A 19,257-nucleotide genomic window follows, 5' to 3' on the forward strand; every position below is an offset into this window, starting at 1 on the left:
GCCCTTTCACCGTTTCCCGGGGCTCCGCCCCGGACCCCCGCGCCTCAAACGCCGGCGGGGCTATAAATAGCCCGCGCGGCGTTTGAGCGCACCGGGCGCGGAGCGTCCGGAAACGGGTCCGGGCAGCGCCCGGGGAACGGGCGAAGAGGGGGTCCCCCCGGACGGAGTCTGGGGGAGGGTAGGGGACCTCGGCCCGCGCAGCGGCACCCCGGGCGGTCAGCCGAACAACGACGCCTGGGCGGACTCGCGGGCCGCGAGCCTGGCACCCTCCAGGACCGCCGGGTCCCCCAGGGCCGTGGCCCGGACCTCGGTCGGAACGGGGCTCAGGGCCGCCAGCCGGCCGCCCACCCGGGACGCCAGGCCCGGACCTCCCGCCCGCCCCAGGCCCCCGCCGAGGACCACGCACCCTGGGTCCAGCACCGCGGCGACGGCCGCCGCCCCGAGGGCGAGCCGCTCGGCGACCGCCTCCAGGAAGGCCTCCCCGGCGGCCCCCGCGAGCGCCTCCTCCACGGGCCCGCCGAAGCCGTGCTCCACGGCCAGCGCGGCCACCGCCGCCCGCCCGGCCAGGGCGTGGAAACCTCCCCCGCAGTCGGTGGCGGAGGGCAGTCCGGCCGTACCGGGCACCGGCAGGAAGCCGATCTCCCCCGCCCCGCCGGACGCGCCCCGTCGCAGCCGCCCGTCGAGCACCACCGCGGCCCCGACCCCGGCGCCGAGCCACAGCAGTACGAAGGAGTCCACGTCCCGCGCGGCGCCGACCCGCTGCTCGGCCAGGGCCGCCAGGTTGGTCTCGTTCTCCACCACCACCTGGGCCGGCAGCCGCCGCTGGAGCGCGGCCACCAGGTCCCGGTGCCAGGCCGGCAGGCCGGAGGTGTCACGCAGTTCGCCGGAGGCCGGGGCGACCAGGCCGGGCGCGCCGACGACCACCGTGTGCAGCGCCTCCGCGCCGGCCTCCCGGGCCAGGGCCTCCAGCCGGTCCACGGCCTCGTCCACGGCGTCGACGGGGAGCTCCGCCCGGGCCAGCGGGCTGCCGAGCAGGTCGGTGACCACCGCCGTCGCGCTGTCGGTCCGGACGTCCAGGGCGGCCAGGTGGGCCCGGCGGGCCACGATCCCGTAGAGGCGGGCGTTGGGGCCGCGCCGCTGGGCGCCGGACTCCCCCACGACCTCGATCAGCCCGGCCGCGCCGAGCCGTTCGAGCAGGTCGGCGGTGGAGGGGCGGGAGAGTCCGGTGAGCTGCTTGAGCTGGGTCGCCGTCAGTGGCCCCTCCGCCTGGAGGAGTTCCAGCGCGAGGCGGTCGTTCATGGCCCGGGCCGTGCTCGGCGAGGCGGGCGAGGGCGCCGGGGCGGCGGGCGGAGCGGAAGCGGCCGGCGGAGCGGAAGCGGCGGGGGAGATCGCCTTCACAGGGGTCACGGAACCCATCCTAAGGAAAGGCCTTAATCATCAGGCAGGCTCCCTGATAGTTTTATCGCATGACGACCGTGACGGCCGGGGACCCCGGCACCGGCCCGGCGCGGCTGCGCCGCGCCCGCTTCGCGATAGCCGCCGTCTTCTGCGCCCACGGCGCCGTGACCGGCTCCTTCGCCACCCGCATCCCGTGGATCCAGGAGCACGCCCAGATCGGCGCGGGCACCCTGGGCCTGGCCCTCGCCTTCCCCGCGCTCGGAGCCGCCCTCGCCATGCCGCTGGCCGGGCGGGTCAACCACCGCTTCGGCGCCCGCGCCGCACTGCGCGGGCTGCTGTCGCTGTGGACCCTGTCCCTCGTCCTGCCGGGCCTCGCCCCCAACCTGGTGACCCTGTGCTGCGCCCTCTTCGCCTACGGGGCCGCCGCCGGGATGTCGGACGTGGCCATGAACGCGCTCGGGGTGGAGACCGAGAACCGGCTCGGCCGCTCGATCATGTCCTCGCTGCACGGCATGTGGAGCGTGGGCGCCCTGATCGGTTCGGCCGCCGGGACCGTCGCCGCGCACACCGGGACGGACGCCCGGGTGCACCACCTGATCGCCGCCCTGGCCCTGACGGCGGCCGGGCTGGTCGCCGTGCGCGGGGTGCTGGACCTGCGCAGCGAGCCGGAGGAGGAGGCCCCGCCGCGGTTCGCCAGGCCTCCGAAGGCGGCCGTGCTGATCGGGGCCGTCGGGTTCTGCGCGGTGTTCGCCGAGGGCGCGAGCCTGGACTGGTCGGCGGTGTTCCTGCGGGACGTGCTGGGCACCGAGGCCGGCACGGCGGCCGCCTCCACCACCGCGTTCGCGCTGACCATGGCGGTGGCCCGGCTGGCCGGGGACCGGATCGTGGACCGGTTCGGGGCGGTGCGCACGGTGCGGGCGGGCGGAGCGCTGGCCACGGCGGGCGGGCTGCTCGTGGTGACGGTGCGCCAGCCGGCGGCGGCCATGGCCGGGTTCGGGATGATCGGGCTGGGCATCGCGGTGGTCGTGCCGCTGGCCTTCGCGGCGGCGGCGCGCAGCGGGCCCGCCCCGGCGCAGGCGATCGCGGGGGTCGCGACGATCACGTACACCTCGGGGCTGATCGCCCCGTCGGCGATCGGGGCGGTGGCGGACGCGACCTCGCTGGTGGTGTCGTTCGGCCTGGTGACGCTGCTGGCGTGCGCGCTGGTCGCGGGGGCGGCGGTACTGCGGCCGAAGCCCGGGCCGACGGGCGGCGCGCACGCCGCCAACCGGGACGAAACCGCTGCTATCCGGCCGTAATATATCGCTGGCCGCCCTGCGGTCATGATCCTTGACCTCTCGGCGGAACGGAAGTGGTGGAACATGGGCTTCGGCCTGCGCTGGACCCTGCACGGAGACGGGCGGACCCCCGCCCCCGGTGCGGTGGTCCGGCCGGACGAGCGGCTGTCGTGGCCGCGCACCGCCGGGCTCGGCGCCCAGCACGTGGTCGCGATGTTCGGGGCGAGCTTCGTCTCCCCGGTCCTCATGGGCCTGGATCCGAACCTGGCCATCATGATGTCCGGCATCGCCACCGCCGTCTTCCTGCTCGCGACGCGCGGGCGGGTCCCCTCGTACCTGGGCTGTTCGCTCTCCTTCGTGGGCGTGGCGGCGGCGATCCGGGCCGGCGGCGGGGACAGCGCGGTGGTCACGGGCGCGGTGTTCGTGGTCGGCGCGGCGCTGTTCCTGGCGGGTCTGGCCGTACAGCGGTTCGGGGCGCGGATCATCCACGCGGCGATGCCGCCCGTGGTGACGGGCGCGGTCGTGATGCTGATCGGGTTCAACCTGGCGCCGGTGACGGCGGCCACGTACTGGCCGCAGGACCAGTGGACGGCGCTGCTGACGATGCTGTTCACCGGGCTGGCCGTGGTGTGCCTGCGCGGCTTCTGGTCGCGGATCGCGATCTTCCTGGGCCTGGTGTTCGGGTACGGGATCTCGTGGGTCTTCGACATGGTCTTCGGCAAGATCCACTCCCCGGCGGGCGGGACCGAGGCCGTGGACCACTGGCGGCTCGACCTGTCGGGCGTGGGCAGGGCCGACTGGATCGGGCTGCCGTCCCTGCACGGGCCCTCCTTCGAGTGGTCGGCGATCCTGATCGCCCTGCCGGTGGTCATCGCGCTGATCGCCGAGAACGCCGGACACATCAAGGCGGTCGGCGAGATGACGGGCGACGCGCTCGACGACAAGCTCGGCACGGCGATCGCGGCCGACGGCGCCGCGTCCATGCTCTCCACGGCGGTGGGCGGCCCGCCGAACACCACGTACTCCGAGAACATCGGCGTCATGGCCGCCACCCGGGTCTACTCCACGGCGGCCTACTGGGCGGCCGCCGGCTTCGCGCTGCTCTTCGGGCTGTGCCCGAAGTTCGGCGCGGTCGTCGCCGCGATCCCCGGCGGGGTGCTGGGCGGCATCACCGTGATCCTGTACGGCATGATCGGCCTGCTCGGCGCGCAGATCTGGCTGAACGGCCGGGTGGACCTGCGCAATCCGCTGAACCTGGTCCCGGCCGCCGCCGGCATCATCATCGGCGTCGGCGGCGTCAAGCTGCACTTCAGCGACAGCTTCGAGCTGGGCGGCATCGCGCTCGGCACGATCGTGGTGATCACCGGATACCACGCGCTGCGCTACTTCGCGCCGGAGCACCTCAAGCGGCAGGAGCCGCTGCTGGACTCGGGGACCTCGGCGTACGACGGCTCCGCCGCCGAGGAGCCCGGGGACAAGCGGGGTTGACGGCGTTTCGCCCGAACCGGCGAAGCCTACGGCCAAGTTCCCCGCGCCGGGCGCCCGGGCTGTGACGCTGTCCTCCATGGAAGCGGTACTCGCGCGGATGCGCGTCCTCGACGAGCGGCTGCCGGCGCAGGACGGCGTCGCCGTCTTCAACCGGGTGTACCTGACCGTGACGCAGAGCCTGCACGAGCGGATCGAGCACGGGGACTTCCCCCGGCCCCGGCGGGCCGAGACGCTGAGCGTGCGGTTCGCCGAGCGGTACCTGACGGCGGTGGAGTCGGACCGGGCGCCGGCCTGCTGGCGCCCGCTCCTGCAGTACCGCCGCCACCCGGGGGTGCGCCCGCTCCAGCACGCGCTGGCCGGGATCAACGCCCACATCGGGCACGACCTGGCCCTGGCGGTGGTGTCCACCTGCCGGACGCTGGACTGCGCCCCCGCGGCCCTGGAGGCCGACTTCCACCGGGTCGGCGACACCCTGGTCTCCCTGGAGGAACGCATCCGGGAGGACCTGATGCCGGGCCCGGACCTGCTGGAGATCGCCGACCCCCTGACGCACCTGCTGGGCTCCTGGAGCCTGGAGCGCGCCCGCGCGGGCGCCTGGGCGGCGGCCCGCCTCCTGTGGACCCTGCGCCGCTCCCCCGACCTGGCGGAGGAGTTCGAGGAGTCCCTGGACGCGGGCGTCGGCCTGGTCGGCCGCTGCCTGCTGACCCCCGTCCGGGCATGAGAACGGGCCGCCGCCGCGTGCGTGACGCGGGGGCGGCCCGTGGTCCTGGGTGCCGGGGAGGATCAGTCCTCGGGGAGTTCGACCGGGGCGATCTCGTCGTAGACGTCGCCCGGGCCCGGGTTCGTGGTGTCCGTGGAGCCGCCGAGGTGGTGCATGACGCCCCAGACCGCGTTCAGGGCGGTCTGGACGGCGCCCTCGGCCCAGCCGGCCGTCCAGGAGATGTCGTCGCCCGCGAGGAAGATGCCGCGCTTGTCCTCGGGGAGGCCGTCCTGCATGAAGTGCGTGAACAGGCGGCGCTGGTAGCGGTAGTGGCCCGGCAGGTTCGCCTTGAACGCGCCCATGAAGTAGGGCTCGTCCTCCCAGGACACGGTGACCGGGTTGCCGATGATGTGGCGGCGGATGTCGACCTTGGGGTAGATCTCGCCGAGGGACTTCAGCATGACCTCCATCCGCTCGTTCGCGGACAGCGGCAGCCACTTCAGGCTGTCGTCGCACCACGTGTACGAGAGGCAGATGACGGCGGGCTTGTCCGGGCCGTTGTCCAGCAGGTAGGTGCCGCGGGTCATGCGGTCCGTGAGCGTCATCGACATGACGTCGCGGCCGGTCTCCTCGTCCTTGTCCAGCCAGAACGGGCGGTCCACGGGGATGAAGAGCTTCGAGCTCTCCATGTAGTGGGTGCGCTCGATCGCCGTCCAGTGGTCGATCGGGAACAGCGAGTCGTCGCACGCGATCTTGGACAGGAGCATCCAGGACTGCGCGGTGAAGATCGCGGCGCGGTAGGTGCGGATGTCGCCCGAGGAGTCGGTGACCGTGATGCGGTTGCCGGCCGTGCGGTGCAGGCGGGTGACGGCCGGGCGCGGGGTCCCGTCGTGCAGGGTGGAGAGGGAGGTGCCCTGGGCCCAGTGGACGATCTTCTCGGGCTCGCGCTCCCACAGGCGCACCGGCAGCTGCTGCGAGCCGCCGACGATGCCGCGGTGGTGGTCGTCGGCCTCGGTGTAGACGACGCGCAGGATCTCCAGGATGGAGTTCGGGAAGTCGGTGTCCCAGCCGCCCGTGCCGAAGCCGACCTGGCCGAAGATCTCGCGCTTGCGGAAGGACTTGAAGGCCTCCGACTTGCAGAGGAACCCGTAGAAGGTCTCGTCGTCGAGCTTCTCGACGAGCTTGGCCCAGATCTCGCGGATGCGCGGGACGTCCCGCTCGCGCATCGCGCGGTTCATGTCGGAGAAGTCGGCGCCCTCGTCGAGGCAGGCGTTCCACGCGTCGGCGACGTCGCGGTAGATCTGCGGGAGGTCGGCGATGGTCTCGGCGTAGTGCGTCTCGCCCTTGAGGTCGACGACCGTGGAGGGGGTGGCCTCGGCGAGCGGGTTCGGGAAGGGCTCGGTGACCAGGCCGACGAGGTCGATGTAGTGCTGCAGGGCCGTGGAGGAGGGCGGGAAGCGCATGGCGCCCATCTCCGCGGTGAGGCCCTCGGTCTCGGCGCCCTCGAAGCCGACGGTGCGCAGCCGGCCGCCGATCTGGTCGGCTTCGTAGACGACGGGCTTGAGGCCCATCTTCATCAGCTCGTAGGCGGAGATGATGCCGGACAGGCCGCCGCCGATGACGGCGACCTCGGTGCCGTGCTCGGTCGCCGGTATCTGGCCCAGGCCCGCCGGGTGGGCGAGGAAGTCGTCGTACGCGTACGGGAAGTCCGGGCCGAACATGGTGATCGGGGGGAGCTGTCCGTCGCCGTGCGGGACGGCGGTGGTGGGCACCGTGGACGTCATGGGGGTACGTCTCCTTGCGGCAGAGCAGGCGGGGCTGGGGCGGGGTGGTGCGGGGAGGGGCGGGCGGGCCTCAGACGAGGGAGGCGTACAGCCCGGGGCGCCGGTCGCGCAGGTACGGGTTGGTCTCGCGCGAGGCGCGCAGCAGCTCGGGGTCGACCTCGCCCTGGACCATCTCCTCGCCGCGGCCGGCGCGGGTGCGGGTGACCCCGTCCGGGCTGGCGAGGCAGCTGAGGCCGACGAACTCGAACTCGCCCTCGGGGCCGGTCCGGTTGACGTACGCGATGTACATCTGGTTCTCGAAGGCCCGTACCGGGACCAGCTGTTCGGCGACGAACTGGAACGGGTGCATCTGCGCGGTCGGGACCAGGAGGAGGTCGGTCCCGGCGAGCGCGTGCGCCCGTACGTTCTCGGGGAACTCCACGTCGTAGCAGATCATGATGCCGACGCGGAGGCCGTTCAGGTCGGCCTGGACGACGGGGACGTCGCCGGGGGTGAAGGCCTCCTGCTCGAAGCAGCCGAACAGGTGGGTCTTGCGGTAGTTCGCCAGCCGGGTCCCGTCGGGGCCGACGAGCTGGGCCGAGTTGTAGACGGTGTCGCCGTCGCGCTCGGGGTAGCCGTACAGGACGGCGATCCCGTGGCGGCGGGCGATGCCCCCGATGGCGTGGGCGGACTCGCCGTCGGCCGGCTCGGCCAGGCCCGCGATGTCCCCGGTCTCCAGCGCGTAGCCGGTCAGGTACATCTCGGAGGTCACGAGGAGCCCGGCCCCGCCCTGTGCGGCGCGCGCCGCGGCCTCGTCGAGCCGCTTCAGGTTCTCGGCGGTGTCGCCGAGCCGTCCGGAGCTCTGGAGGAGTGCGGTGCGCAGCGGGGGCATGGGCGAACCTCTGTGACAGGTGGGGTGGGGGTCGTAAAACGGTACGTTCTGGCGTTCGACCGGGACAAGCCGTCAGCGTTGCGCTGGGCTCATCGATTCGTTGCGCGTTCCGGCCCCGGTGCGGCGATTCGTTGCGCGGGGCCTTCCGTCGGCCGGAGCGGGGCGGACGGCAGGTGTCCCCGTAAATCCGCTGCTCCCGGGGTCCGCGGGGGCGTACCCTGCCGCCGTCGCCGCCGTCCGGTGCCGCCGCGCGGGCTTCCCGGGGCGGCCACCCCCAGGGAAGGATCCCGCACCGCATGTCCACCGAGAACCCCGCCGCCCCGCTGGACAACCCGGTCTGGGCCGCGCTGACCGGTCCGCACCGGGCCTTCGCCGAGTACTCCGGGCGCGGGGCCGCCCGCTACCTCCCGGCGGCGAACCCGTTCGCCGCCGTCGCCGACCCGGCCGATCCGGCCGCCTGGGCGGACCTGGCCGCGCTGGTGGGGCCGGGCCGGGAGGTCTGGCTGACCGGTCTGCCGACCCCGCCGGCGGACTGGGGGACCGTACGCGTCATCCCGGGCGTACAGCTGGACGGGCGGGGGGTGCGGGCCGAGGGCTCGCCGGAGGCGGTCGCGCTGGGGCCGGCCGACGTGGCGGAGATGACGGCGCTGGTGGAGCTGACCGAGCCGGGCCCCTTCCTGCCGCGCACCATCGAGCTGGGCAGCTACCTGGGGATCCGCCGGGAGGGGCGGCTGGTGGCGATGGCCGGGGAGCGGATGCGGCCGCCCGGCTGGACGGAGATCAGCGCGGTGTGCACCCATCCGGACCACCGCGGGCAGGGGCTGGCCGCGCTGCTGGTGCGGGCGGTGGCGGCCGGTATCCGCGAGCGCGGGGATGTCCCGTTCCTGCACGCGGCCGCCGACAACACCAACGCGATCCGGCTGTACGAGTCGATGGGCTTCGTCCTGCGCCGGGAGCCGGTCTTCATCGGGCTGCGCACGCCCGGGACCCCGGACGGCCGGCCGTAGCCCGCTCCACCGCCCGGTTCCCGGTTTAACACGGGGTTCATTGAGTGCCGCCCGGGCCTCCCGTAGCGTCGGCGGAGACGGGAGCCCGGGCCGGGGACCTGCCGGCCACCGCGATGAACACGCAGATCAGCGGCCGTCAGACCGCCGGACCGGCTCCCGTCCCCGTGGCCGCGCTCCGCTCCGCCCAGGCGCGGGCGAACAGCTCGTGCGGCGGGACGGGCGCCAGCAGGCGCAGCAGCGGCAGGTGGAGGTTCGCGCCCGAGGCGGACGCCACGTGTGCGGCGAGCTTCGCGGTCTCCACGGGCAGGTGCGGGGCCTTGGCCTGCGTCCACGGGCCGGGGACGAACAGGGTCCGGCCCGCGCGGGCCCGCTTGTCGGCCACCACGGCGCCGGTGGCCAGCAGCTCCGCCTGGGCGGCCTTGTGCCGGGCGGGGCTCCAGCCGTTCCAGCGGCGGACGGCCCGGTCGGTGGGGCGGGCGAGGGCCAGCAGCTGGAGGTGGAGGGCGGCCGCGTCCGTACCGGTCCCGAGGGCGGCGGCGACCTCGGCGGTCAGCTCCGGGGCGCTCAGGGCCGGGTTCGCCTCGTAGCCGCCCTCGGGCACCGGGGTGGTGGCGGCTCGGGCGGCCAGCCGGGCGAGGCCGGCGTGGAGCTCCCGGTGCCGGCGCAGGACGGTCAGCAGGTAGCCCTGCCGGACGGTGGCAGAGATCCGCTCGGCCCGCGCCATCCGCTCCGGGTCGGTGAGGGCGGCGGCCCGCAGGAAGGCGTCTCCACGGGGTACGGCCACCACGAACAGCCCGTCGTCGAGGAGCGTGGAGGTGCCGGTGGCGGCCTCCCACAACGGCTCCGGGCAGGGCAGCGCGGGCCCTTCGTACGGGACGAACCGCGGGTCGTCCTTCGCGATGCCGGCCAGCTCCTTGAAGAAGGTCCCCAGGGGGATGAGCGCGCCCGGGCCGTCCAGGTGGTCCCGCAGCCGCCCGTACAGGGCCAGGGCGCCCGCGGCTCCGGCGTCGCCGACGGGCCGTTCCGTCAGGGCCCAGGCGATCACGGAGGCGGCGGTGTGGTGGGCGGGCTCGGAGTGGAGGGCGGAGCCGGTGGCGCCGTCCGGCCGGGTGTGGTGGAGGTCGACGCCCCCGATGCGGTTGCCGACGAGGACGAGGCCCTCCTCGCCGAAGGGCGCCCCCTCGGGGGTCCGGCCGGCGGGCAGGGCCCGGGCCCAGGGCAGGGGCAGGCCCAGATCGGCCTCCAGGGCCGCGGCCAGCCCCTCGTCCACCTGCTCCTCGGCGCCCAGCAGGCCGGTCCACACGGCGGCCATCCGCTCGGCGGCCCGGACGGTCCCGCCCGGCTCCCACAGGTCGGCCACGTCCTGCGGCAGGCCGGCGGCGAGGACCGCGCAGCGTCCCGCGTCGCCCAGCTTCCAGGACAGCTCCCCGTACTCCGCGGCGAGGGACTTGTCGGCCTGGAACGGCGCCGAGGCCAGCAGCTTGAGCTGCTCCCGGTGGTCCTCGCGGGCCGGGAACCCGGCGAGGACCAGGCCCGCCACGGGCCCCCGGACCCCGGTCAGCCGGGTGAAGGCCTCGCGGGCGGCGGGCTCCGCGGGCAGCGGGCCCCGCTCGGCGAGCAGCTCCAGCAGCCGGGGCAGGCGTACGGAGTCCTCGTCCTCGACGGTGGTGGTCACGCACTCCTCGGCGCCCTCGGGGGCGGGGTCGGCGGCCCGCTGGAGGAACGGGGCCCGTCCGTCGCGGAGGGGCCCGCGGACCAGGGCGTGCCCGGCGCCGCGGAGGGCGGCGAGCGCATCCTCCCCGGCCCGGCCGGTGCGCCAGGTGCCGCCCGCCTCGGCGAAGGGCTGCCCGCTCCAGGTGTCCAGCAGTGCGGCCAGTGCCGTCCGCTGTTCGTCGGGGGTGGTCGCGGCGGCGGCCCGCCAAGCGACGGCGCCGATCCGGCCGAGCAGCGGCTCCCAGGGCTCGGGGGCGGCGGGCCGGGCCAGCAGGCGGGCCTCGTCGTCGATCTCGCCGCGCAGGTGGCGCCCGTCGGCGGCGACGGCGGTCAGCATCGCGGGCTGCCGGGCGAGCGGGGGCGCGTCGTGGTTGGGGGGGCGGTGGGGCAGCAGTGGGTAGAGGGCGGGGGCGAGCACGGAGTCGGGCACCTCGGTGCGCAGCGAGACGACCGGTGCGGCCCGCATCACGGCGACCCGGCGGGCCAGTTCGCGCAGCCGGCGCAGCACGTCGGCGGCGAGCCGGGCGGCCCGGTCGACCCCGGCGGCGATGTGCGGTTCGAGTCCGGCGGGCAGGGCGGGGGCCGGGTCCGCGGCGAGGGCGGCGTCGAGCAGGGCGTGGACGGTGGTGTCGTCGACGGCGCGCAGCGCCTTGGAGGAGGCTGGGCAGCGCGGGGTGAGGAAGTGCCAGAAGGCGGGCGGCGGGACCGGGCCGGCGCCTTCGCCGAAGCCGGGGGTGCGGCGCCGGTCGGAGCCGGGGAAGCCGTGCACCTGCCACAGGAGGGAGTTGTCCTCGGCGGCGTGGCAGCGGATGGCCTCGGCGCCGACGAGCACCCCGTCCTCGCCGCCCTCGGGCATCCGTACGACGGCCCAGGGCGCGCGCCCCCAGCGGCGGCTGCGGTAGGAGGCGCGGCGGCCGTCGGCGCCCTCCAGGACGAACGAGGTGGGCGAGGGCCCGGCGTAGGGGGTGTGGTGGAAGACCCGGAACCCGACGAGCCGGCCGTCCTGGCCGAGCGGGGAGGCGGGGGCGCCCTCGGGGAGGGCGGCGAGTGTCTGGCAGCGGGAGGAGAAGCGCCGCGTGCCGGGCGGGAGCTCGGCGGAGGCGTGGAACTCCGGGGGCGTCGGGTCGGCGAGCACCCCGCCGGTCTCCGGGTCGACGCGGGTCAGGGCCTGCCCCTGCCTCCGGCCGACGCCGCCGGCGCTCCAGTAGCGCCGGCCGTCGCTCATCTGGACGTCGTAGGCGCCGATCCCCTCGCGACCACCGGGCCGCAGGACGGATCCGCCCTCGTGGCGGCCGCCGCCGTCCGGGGTCTGGAAGTGGTAGCCGAGGTCGCCGCCGCCGTCGTAGCGGCGCAGGCCGAGCTGCTGCTCGGGCTCGAAGACGTCCTCGGGGCGGTCGGCCCAGAAGGCCCGGTCGCCGAAGGAGGCCTTGGGGGTGGTGCCGAAGCCGACCAGGAAGGCGCCGCCGACGTAGTGCACGGTGTGCGCGGTCGCTTCCTCGGGGAGGCGGAAGGAGCAGGAGGCGCGGGGGCCCGCGTGGTCGACGGTGACGGCCCGGTCGGGGCCGTAGACGGTCAGCAGGGGCCAGGTGCAGGTGACCCCGGTGACCGCGGCGGGGCCGCCGAGGCCGGCGACGGCCTCTTCGAGGGCGGGCCAGCCGTGTTCCTCGGGCAGTCCGGCGCGCAGGGCGCGGGCGAGCGGGCCGGTCAGGTCGGGTTCGGCCAGGGCCTCGTCGATGCCGTCGAGGGCTCGGGCGGTGGGCCGGTCGAGGAGGCCGGCGAGTTCGTCGACGGCCTCGTCGGCGGCGGCGAGGCCGCCGCCGCGCAGGGCGCCGAGCAGGGTCTCGACGCGGGCGTGCACCTCGGCGGCGATGCCGGCGTTGTGCGGGAGGCGGCTGATGGCGGTGCCGGAGCCGCGCAGTCCGGCGTGGACGGTGCCCTCCAGGCGGGGGCCGAAGACGGGGTCGGCGGCGAGGGCCTTGAGGTCGCGGGTCGAGCGTCCGTCCCAGAAGACCAGTTCCACGGCGGGGCCGGGGTCCTCGACGGCGATGCCTTCGGCGAGGCAGGCGTCGAGGAGGTCGGCGTCCAGTCCCCGGTAGGTGTAGCGGTCCTCGTGCAGCCGCAGCGGGCTGTCGCAGGCGCGCAGCCGGGGGGCGAAGAGGGCGAGGAGCTCGAAGAGCTCGGCGGGCATGGGCTGGCGCATGACGCCGCCGCCGGAGCGGCCGTGGGCGTAGCGGCCGGCGTACCGGGAGAACCATTCGGCGGGGCCGCCCTCGGGGACGATCCGGCCGGCCGCCGCGGCGTCGGCGGCTCCGCAGCCGAGGAGGAGGCGCAGCCAGGAGGAGGCGTCGCCGCGGCTCTCGGGGAAGAGGTCGAGGAGCGCGAGGGCGGTGTCGTCGGCCGGGGGGTGGGCGGCCAGCAGCGGGGTGGCGGCGTCCAGCAGCCGGTCGGGGACCTCCTTGTGCCGGGACGCGGCCAGGACGAGGCCCAGGACGCGGGCCTCCTCGGCGGCTCCGAGCCCCGCGGCCCGGGCGGAGAGCCGGACGCGGCGGGCCAGGTCGGCGGGGGGCTCGCCGGGCGAGGCGGCCCAGGCCCGCAGGACCCGTACGTACTCCTCGTGGGCGGCGGCGGGCTCCAGGGCGGTGGCCAGCCAGGCCTGGTGGCCGCTGAGCGCGGCGCCGGGCAGTGCTCCGGCGCGGGCGAAGAGGAGCAGGTTGGCTCGGTGCCAGTCGGGGTCGACGGGCAGGGTGTGGTCGCGCTCGGCCTTGCGCGCCAGGGTGTAGGCGCGGGCGGCGGAGCGCAGGTGCCAGGCGATGAGCTTGTGGCCGACGGTGTCCCAGAACCAGGGCAGGTGGGCCGGCTCCACTCCCCGTACGAGCCGCTCCAGGCCGTCCACGTAGCGGCCGGGCTTCTCGTAGGCGCGGTGGATCGTGCTGAGGGCCTCGTCGAGCAGCGCGACGGCGGCCGGCGCGGAGCCGGGGTCGTGCGCGCGGGCCCAGTCGGTGTAGGCGGTCGAGAGGTGCGGGTCGGCCGGTACCTGGATCTGGATCTTCATGGGGCCGATGGTGCCAGGCGCCTCCGACAGCCGCGGCGGCCGTGTCCGCGCGGGGACGGCGACGCCCCCGCCGGATGGTCCGGCGGGGGCGTCGGTGCGCGAACGTGTTACGCGGGTGCTCCCGAGGTGAAGCGGCGCAGCAGGGGCGACAGGACGAGGACGGACTTGGTCCGCTCCACGAAGGGTTCGCCCGCGATGCGCTCCAGGACCCGCTCGAAGTGGCGCATGTCGGAGGCGAAGACCTGGACGAGGGCGTCCGCGTCGCCGGTGACGGTCGACGCGGACACCACCTCGGGGTACCGCTCCAGCCCCCGCCGGATGTCGTCCGGCGAGGTGTTGTGGCGGCAGTAGATCTCGATGAAGCCCTCGGTCTCCCAGCCCATGGCCGCCGGGTCCACGCGGACGGTGAACCCGGTGATGGCGCCTTCGGCGCGGAGCCGGTCGACGCGCCGCTTGACGGCGGGGGCGGAGAGGCCGACCTCGGAGCCGATGTCCGCGTAGGAGCGGCGGGCGTCCTCGGCGAGGGCGTGCACGATGCGTTCGTCGAGATCGTTCAGTCGCACTGCGGATGGATCACTTCTCTGCTGTGGCCACTTCTTCTTCCGTTTCGGTGGCCAGACGGGAGCGGCGGATGCCGTAGGTGAAGTAGACCACGAGGCCGACGACCATCCAGCCACCGAAGACCTGCCACGTGGCGGCATCCAGGCTGAACATCATGTATCCGCAGGCGAGGAAGCCGAGGATCGGCGTGACCGGGAAGAGGGCCACCTTGAAGGTGCGCGGCATGTCCGGGCGCTTCACGCGCAGGATGATCACGGCGACGTTGACCAGACCGAAGGCGAAGAGGGTGCCGATGCTGGTGGCGTCGGCGAGCTTGCCGAGCGGGATGAAGGCCGCGAGGACGCCGCAGAAGAGGGAGACGATGACCACGTTGGCGCGGGGGGCGCCGGTCTTCTCGTCGACCTTGGCGAAGACCTTGGGAACGAGGCCGTCGCGGGACATCGCGAAGAGGATGCGGGTCTGGCCGTAGAGGACGGCGAAGACGACGGAGAAGATCGCGACGATGGCGCCGGCGGCGAGGACGACGCCCCAGACGCTGGTGCCGGTGACGTCCGTCATGATCTGGGCCAGCGCGGCCTCGGTGCCCTCGAAGTCCTTCCACGGCATGGCGCCGACGGCGACGAAGGCGACGAGGACGTAGAGGACGGTGACGATGCCCAGCGAGAGCATGATCGCGCGGGGGAGGTCCTTCTTCGGGTTCTTGGCTTCCTCACCGGCGGTGGAGGCCGCGTCGAAGCCGATGTAGGAGAAGAAGAGGGTGGAGGCGGCGGCGCTGATGCCGGTGACGCCGAGCGGGGCGAGGGGGGTGTAGTTGCCGGCCTTGATGCCCATGATGCCGATGCCGATGAAGAGGATCAGCGTGACGATCTTCACCGCGACCATGATCGAGTTGACCGTGGCGCTCTCCTTGGCGCCGCGCATCAGGAAGACCATGGAGAGCAGGACGACGACCAGCGCGGGCAGGTTGATGAACCCGCCGCCGTCACCGTACGGCTGGGAGATCGCCCCCGGAATGGTGACCCCGATGGTCCCGTCGAGGAACTCGTTGAGGTACTGGCCCCAGCCGACGGCCACGGCGGCCACGGAGACGGCGTACTCCAGGACCAGGCACCAGCCGCAGATCCAGGCTATGAGCTCGCCCATGGTGGCGTACGTGTAGGAGTACGAGGAGCCGGAGACCGGGACGGAGCCGGCCAGCTCGGCGTAGGAGAGGGCCGAGAACAGGGCGGTCAGGCCCGCGAGGATGAAGGAGATCGTCACGGCGGGGCCGGCCTTGGGGGCGGCGGTGCCGAGGACGACGAAGATGCCGGTGCCCAGGGTGGCGCCGATGCTGATCATGGTCAGCTGCCACATGGTGAGCGAGCGGCGCAGCGTACCGCCCTCGCCCTGCCCGCCCTCGGAGATGAGCCGCTCGACCGGCTTGCGCCGCATGAGCGGGTTCACGGGCTTGCGCGTCTCCTGGGAGAGCGGGGGTGCCTGGCCCTGATCGAGCACGAGGGGACTCCTTTGACACTGCGGGATGGGGACGGGTTCAGGCGTCGACCGCAGCGGTCCGGAGCAGTTGGCAGACGGGTGGGAACCCGTCTGGGCATGAGAGGACCGCCGAGCAGGCGGTCCGCGCCACTCCACGTACAGGGGGTGAGCCTACGAGCTGAGGGATACCGCCCGTAATGCACCATCCTTGCACATTGGCGCACGATCGTTGCGCGGATCTGTCCCAGATGGTCCTTTGTTGCACGCGGATGATCGATCAGTGCGCGACCCCCTTCCTCCCCCTTTCTTGACAGTCCGTCAGAATTGCCGCAGCGTGCCGTCATGGACGCAGACGGCACGGCCACGGCCTGGCTCGATCCGGGCCCCTTCCTGCGCGGCGTCGCCTGGCTGGACGGGGACCGGCCCGTACGGGCGGACCCGGCCGACACCGAACGGCTGCCCTGGGACACGGGCGAACGGGCCACCCTGCCGATCGGGGTCCGCCTGGAGTTCCTCGCCCACGGGGCGCGGGCGGTGGAGATCCGCTACCGGGCCGCCGTCCCCGGCCCCACGGACGCCCTGCGCGACCTCGCCCACGGCTTCTCCCTGTGGGACCGCCACGGGCCGGTCCGCGAGGTCTTCACCGACCCCGCCGCCGAGGCCGTCGTGCGCATCGGCCTGCCCGGCGGCCCCGGCCCCTTCACCGTCCACCCGCCCGAGGCGCAGTCCCCCCTGGTCCTGGGCGTGCGCGGGGTCGGCGGGGGGCTCGCCCCGGCCCCGCCCGCCCCGCGCTGGGTGGTGCACGGCGACTCGATCACCGAGGGCTGGTGGTCCACCCGCCCCGCCCACGGCTGGCCCGCCGTCGCCGGGCGCACGCTCGGCTGGAACACCGTGAACCTCGGGTACGCGGGCGCCGCGCGCGGGGAGCTGGCCACCGCCGAGCAGCTCGCGGCGCTGCCCGCCGACGCCCTGACCCTCGCCTTCGGCACCAACTGCTGGACCCGCGTCCCCTACACCGCCGCCCTGATGTACGAGACCACCCGCGTCTTCCTCGACCTGGTCCGCCAGGGCCACCCCCGCACCCCGCTCCTGCTGGTCTCCCCCGTACTGCGCCCCGACGCCGAACGCACCCCGAACCGGCTCGGCGCCACCCTGGGCGCCCTGCGCGACGCCATGGAGCGGGCCGCCCGCGAGCGGACCGCCGCCGGGGACGATCGGCTCGCCTTGCTGCCGGGCCGGGACCTGCTGGGGCCCGAGCACCTCGCGGACGGGCTGCACCCCAATGACGCCGGACACCGGATCCTCGGCCTCGCTGTGGCCACGGCCCTGCGGCGGGCCGGGTTCGACGGCGGGTGAGTGAGACAGGCCATACCCCTCCCGGTGAACGCGGCGCTCCCGCGGGGCCGTGTTCCGCACGAGTTGACGGGTTCCGGCGACCGGCAGGACCCGGACCCGGCGGAAACACACACGGGAGAGATCACCATGGGCATCAAGCGCGGAACCACCCTGGCCGCGGTCGCGGTCGTCGTCGTGCTGGCGGCGACCGCCTGCAACGGGGACGACAAGGCCGCCAAGGCCGACGCGGCCAAGCCGGCCGGAGCCGCCGCGGCCGCGCCCGCCGCCGACCCCTACGCCGACGCCTCCGCCGGCGCCAAGCCCGCCGGGGAGGCCGGCGCCGCCAAGCCCGCCGGCGCGCTCGCCGTCTCCACCACCGACCGGCTCGGCCAGGTCCTGACCGACGCCGCCGGATTCACCCTGTACCGCTTCGACAAGGACACCGCCAAGCCGCCGGCCTCCAACTGCGACGGGGACTGCGCCAAGGCCTGGCCGGCGGTCCCGGCGGGCGACGCGAGCGCGGCGGCGGGCATGGACCCGGCCCTGCTGGGCGAGGTGGTCCGCAAGGACGGCGGCAAGCAGCTGACGGTGGCCGGCTGGCCCGTGTACCGCTTCGCCAAGGACACCAAGGCCGGCGAGCTGAACGGGCAGGGCGTCGGCGGCACCTGGTTCGCCTTCGCGCCCGACGGCAAGAAGGCCGCCAAGGGCGCGGCGGGCGCCCCCGCCCCCGCCGGAGCGGGCCAGGCCTCCGGGGCCCTGACCGTGGCCAAGGACCCCAAGCTCGGCGAACACGTCGTCGACGGCAACGGGATGACCGTCTACCGCTTCAAGCCCGACACCGCCTGGCCCATGGTCTCCAAGTGCACCGGCGACTGCCTGGCCAAGTGGCCGGCCGTCGCCCCGGCCGAGCGCGGCGCCGGGATCGTGGAGAAGAACTACCTGGTCCTCGACCGCCCCGACGGCAAGAAGCAGCAGACCGTCAACTGCTGGCCCGTCTACACCTTCACCGGCGACAAGAACCCCGGCGACGTCAACGGGCAGGGCGTGGGCGGCACCTGGTACGCCGTCGCCCCCGACGGCAAGCTCCTCGGCGCCCAGTAGCCCGGCGGCTCCCCCCACACACCGGCTGCGCGGCCCCCGCCCCCCTCCCCCCGGGCGGGGGCCGCGCACCCGTTCTCCGGGGCCGGGACCGCGCCTAGACTCGGCCCATGCTGCGCGTACTGGCCGTCGACGACGAGAAGCCCCTGCTGGAGGAGCTCCTCTACCTGCTGCGCTCCGACGACCGGGTGCTCAGCGCCGAGGGCGCCTCGGACGCCACCGAGGCGCTGCGCCGGATCACCCGGGCCGTGGAGAGCGGCCCCGACGGCCCCGACGCCATCGACGTGGTCTTCCTGGACATCCAGATGGCCGGGCTGACCGGGCTGGACATCGCCCGGCTGCTGGCCGGGTTCGCACGGCCGCCGCTGATCGTGTTCGTCACCGCGCACGAGGGTTTCGCCGTCCAGGCCTTCGACCTCAAGGCGGTGGACTACGTGCTGAAGCCCGTACGGCCGGAACGGCTGGCCGAGGCGGTGCGCCGGGCCCGAGCCGCGCTCGGCGGCCCGGAGGAGCCGGCCCCCCGGGCCCCCGCCGGAGCCCCGCCGGCCCCCGCGGAGCCGGCCGCCGCCGAGCGGGCCCCCGAGCAGATCGCCGTGGAACTGGGCGGGGTCACCCGGTTCGTCGCCATCGCGGACATCGCCTACGTCGAGGCCCAGGGCGACTACGCCCGGCTGCACACCGACGGCGGCAGCCACCTGGTGCGGATCCCGCTGTCCGCGCTGGAGGAGCGCTGGGCCCCGCGCGGGTTCGTCCGCATCCACCGGCGCCATCTGGTGGCGCTGGGCCGCATCGACGAGCTCCGCGTGGACGCGGGCACCACGAGCGTCCGGATCGGCACGGCCGAACTCCAGGTGAGCCGCCGTCACGCCCGCCAGCTCCGCGACCTGTTGATGCGCCAGGCGACGGGCTGACCGGCCCGCCCCACACCCCTCCCGCGGCCCGCCCCACACCCCACCCGCGGCCCGCCCGCCCCCGGCCGCACCCGCGCGCCCGCCCGTGCCACCGGCTCACGCCCCCGCGCCCGGACGACCGTCCGGCGTACCAAGGCGCCGTTCGTCGCTCGGGGAGGGGCGTACGGCGATCCACCGGGCCCGTCGGCCGCAGGAGGAGGGCGTTGCCGCCCGGCGCCGTCCGGGCCGCCGTATCGTGGATCTTCCGGCCCCGGGAGGAGCGAAATGTCCGAGATCGAGGCGCTGCTGGACGCGCTGACCGGACTGCCCCGCACCCGGGCCGCCGGCCCCGCGGAGGCCGAGGCCCTGCTGGCCCGGCTGCGCAGCGCGGCCGCCCGCTGGGCGGACGTGCTCTACGAGGCCCGCGAGGGCACCCGCGAGCAGCTGCCGCCGAGCGCGGAGGCGGCCCTGACGCTGGCCTTCCGGCGGGCCGAGGAGTCGTACGTGGAACTGGAGATCGCCCTGCGCGACTGCGCGGAGCACCGCGACCCGGCGTTCTGAGGGCCGGAACCGGCCTGTTCCGGGGCGCGGGGGCTGCGTAGACTCCCAA

14 protein-coding genes are annotated in these 19,257 nt (G+C 75.0%); 8 read left to right on the top strand and 6 right to left on the bottom strand.

All coding sequences use genetic code 11. The features are described from left to right. Positions 1-216: 216 nt before the first annotated feature. The gene (locus tag AB0O29_RS12050) at positions 217-1,299 is read right to left on the bottom strand and encodes an ROK family transcriptional regulator (RefSeq protein WP_365150142.1); all 1,083 of its coding nucleotides are present in this window, start codon (positions 1,297-1,299) and stop codon (positions 217-219) included. 167 nt (positions 1,300-1,466) lie between these two features. Here AB0O29_RS12050 and AB0O29_RS12055 point away from each other — a divergent pair, with 167 nt between their 5' ends. The 3 genes from AB0O29_RS12055 (at position 1,467) to AB0O29_RS12065 (ending at position 4,884) form a co-directional block, all read left to right on the top strand. After that, a complete protein-coding gene (locus AB0O29_RS12055; protein WP_365149992.1) occupies positions 1,467-2,696 on the top strand; it encodes an MFS transporter in 1,230 nt (409 codons plus the stop codon). 63 nt (positions 2,697-2,759) lie between these two features. Beyond that, positions 2,760-4,163: a solute carrier family 23 protein gene (locus AB0O29_RS12060; RefSeq protein WP_365150145.1), complete on the top strand. Its 1,404-nt coding sequence runs from the start codon at positions 2,760-2,762 to the stop codon at positions 4,161-4,163. A gap of 76 nt (positions 4,164-4,239) precedes the next feature. After that, complete coding sequence (locus AB0O29_RS12065; protein ID WP_365149996.1) at positions 4,240-4,884, top strand: DUF5995 family protein; 645 nt, start codon at positions 4,240-4,242, stop codon at positions 4,882-4,884. 62 nt (positions 4,885-4,946) lie between these two features. Here AB0O29_RS12065 and AB0O29_RS12070 read toward each other — a convergent pair whose 3' ends face one another. Then, complete coding sequence (locus AB0O29_RS12070; RefSeq protein WP_365149998.1) at positions 4,947-6,647, bottom strand: NAD(P)/FAD-dependent oxidoreductase; 1,701 nt, start codon at positions 6,645-6,647, stop codon at positions 4,947-4,949. A gap of 70 nt (positions 6,648-6,717) precedes the next feature. Then, positions 6,718-7,518, bottom strand: a complete 801-nt coding sequence (locus AB0O29_RS12075) for a carbon-nitrogen hydrolase family protein (protein ID WP_365150000.1) — start codon at positions 7,516-7,518, stop codon at positions 6,718-6,720. A gap of 296 nt (positions 7,519-7,814) precedes the next feature. On the opposite strand from AB0O29_RS12075, the gene AB0O29_RS12080 reads away from it, so the two are divergent. Further along, a complete protein-coding gene (locus AB0O29_RS12080; protein WP_365150002.1) occupies positions 7,815-8,525 on the top strand; it encodes a GNAT family N-acetyltransferase in 711 nt (236 codons plus the stop codon). A 136-nt stretch (positions 8,526-8,661) separates the two neighbouring features. Here AB0O29_RS12080 and AB0O29_RS12085 read toward each other — a convergent pair whose 3' ends face one another. The 3 genes from AB0O29_RS12085 to AB0O29_RS12095 all read right to left on the bottom strand — a co-directional run bounded on the left by AB0O29_RS12085 (position 8,662) and on the right by AB0O29_RS12095 (position 15,345). Continuing rightward, positions 8,662-13,290 (bottom strand): hypothetical protein, encoded by a 4,629-nt coding sequence (locus AB0O29_RS12085; RefSeq protein ID WP_365150005.1) that lies wholly within the window; start codon positions 13,288-13,290, stop codon positions 8,662-8,664. A gap of 107 nt (positions 13,291-13,397) precedes the next feature. Then, positions 13,398-13,853, bottom strand: coding sequence for an Lrp/AsnC family transcriptional regulator (locus AB0O29_RS12090; RefSeq protein WP_007262967.1), 456 nt, complete (start codon positions 13,851-13,853; stop codon positions 13,398-13,400). Positions 13,854-13,863: 10 nt separating this feature from the next. Beyond that, positions 13,864-15,345 carry an amino acid permease gene (locus tag AB0O29_RS12095; protein ID WP_365150008.1) on the bottom strand — a complete coding sequence of 494 codons (1,482 nt, stop codon included), beginning with the start codon at positions 15,343-15,345 and terminating at the stop codon, positions 13,864-13,866. Positions 15,346-15,666: 321 nt separating this feature from the next. Between AB0O29_RS12095 and AB0O29_RS12100 the strand changes: the two genes are divergently transcribed. The 4 genes from AB0O29_RS12100 (at position 15,667) to AB0O29_RS12115 (ending at position 19,208) form a co-directional block, all read left to right on the top strand. Then, on the top strand, positions 15,667-16,680 hold the full coding sequence (locus tag AB0O29_RS12100; RefSeq protein WP_365150011.1) for a GDSL-type esterase/lipase family protein: 1,014 nt from the start codon (positions 15,667-15,669) through the stop codon (positions 16,678-16,680). 126 nt (positions 16,681-16,806) lie between these two features. Beyond that, positions 16,807-17,760, top strand: coding sequence for an SCO0930 family lipoprotein (locus AB0O29_RS12105; RefSeq protein ID WP_365150013.1), 954 nt, complete (start codon positions 16,807-16,809; stop codon positions 17,758-17,760). Between the two features lie 107 nt (positions 17,761-17,867). Continuing rightward, a complete protein-coding gene (locus AB0O29_RS12110) occupies positions 17,868-18,668 on the top strand; it encodes a LytTR family DNA-binding domain-containing protein (protein ID WP_365150016.1) in 801 nt (266 codons plus the stop codon). Positions 18,669-18,932: 264 nt separating this feature from the next. Further along, entirely contained in the window at positions 18,933-19,208 is a 276-nt protein-coding gene (locus AB0O29_RS12115; protein WP_365150019.1) for a hypothetical protein, read from the top strand. Positions 19,209-19,257: the final 49 nt, after the last annotated feature.

It is taken from the genome of Streptomyces sp. NPDC089915 (assembly GCF_040684675.1).
Classification (GTDB): domain Bacteria; phylum Actinomycetota; class Actinomycetes; order Streptomycetales; family Streptomycetaceae; genus Streptomyces.

Excerpts from the sequence above, each read along its gene's own strand:
- AB0O29_RS12050 (WP_365150142.1), bottom strand. The coding sequence starts at position 1,299 with ATGAACGACCGCCTCGCGCTGGAACTCCTCCAGGCGGAGGGGCCACTG.
- AB0O29_RS12055 (WP_365149992.1), top strand. The coding sequence starts at position 1,467 with ATGACGACCGTGACGGCCGGGGACCCCGGCACCGGCCCGGCGCGGCTG.
- AB0O29_RS12060 (WP_365150145.1), top strand. The coding sequence starts at position 2,760 with ATGGGCTTCGGCCTGCGCTGGACCCTGCACGGAGACGGGCGGACCCCC.
- AB0O29_RS12065 (WP_365149996.1), top strand. The coding sequence starts at position 4,240 with ATGGAAGCGGTACTCGCGCGGATGCGCGTCCTCGACGAGCGGCTGCCG.
- AB0O29_RS12070 (WP_365149998.1), bottom strand. The coding sequence starts at position 6,647 with ATGACGTCCACGGTGCCCACCACCGCCGTCCCGCACGGCGACGGACAG.
- AB0O29_RS12075 (WP_365150000.1), bottom strand. The coding sequence starts at position 7,518 with ATGCCCCCGCTGCGCACCGCACTCCTCCAGAGCTCCGGACGGCTCGGC.
- AB0O29_RS12080 (WP_365150002.1), top strand. The coding sequence starts at position 7,815 with ATGTCCACCGAGAACCCCGCCGCCCCGCTGGACAACCCGGTCTGGGCC.
- AB0O29_RS12085 (WP_365150005.1), bottom strand. The coding sequence starts at position 13,290 with ATGAAGATCCAGATCCAGGTACCGGCCGACCCGCACCTCTCGACCGCC.
- AB0O29_RS12100 (WP_365150011.1), top strand. The coding sequence starts at position 15,667 with ATGGACGCAGACGGCACGGCCACGGCCTGGCTCGATCCGGGCCCCTTC.
- AB0O29_RS12105 (WP_365150013.1), top strand. The coding sequence starts at position 16,807 with ATGGGCATCAAGCGCGGAACCACCCTGGCCGCGGTCGCGGTCGTCGTC.
- AB0O29_RS12110 (WP_365150016.1), top strand. The coding sequence starts at position 17,868 with ATGCTGCGCGTACTGGCCGTCGACGACGAGAAGCCCCTGCTGGAGGAG.
- AB0O29_RS12115 (WP_365150019.1), top strand. The coding sequence starts at position 18,933 with ATGTCCGAGATCGAGGCGCTGCTGGACGCGCTGACCGGACTGCCCCGC.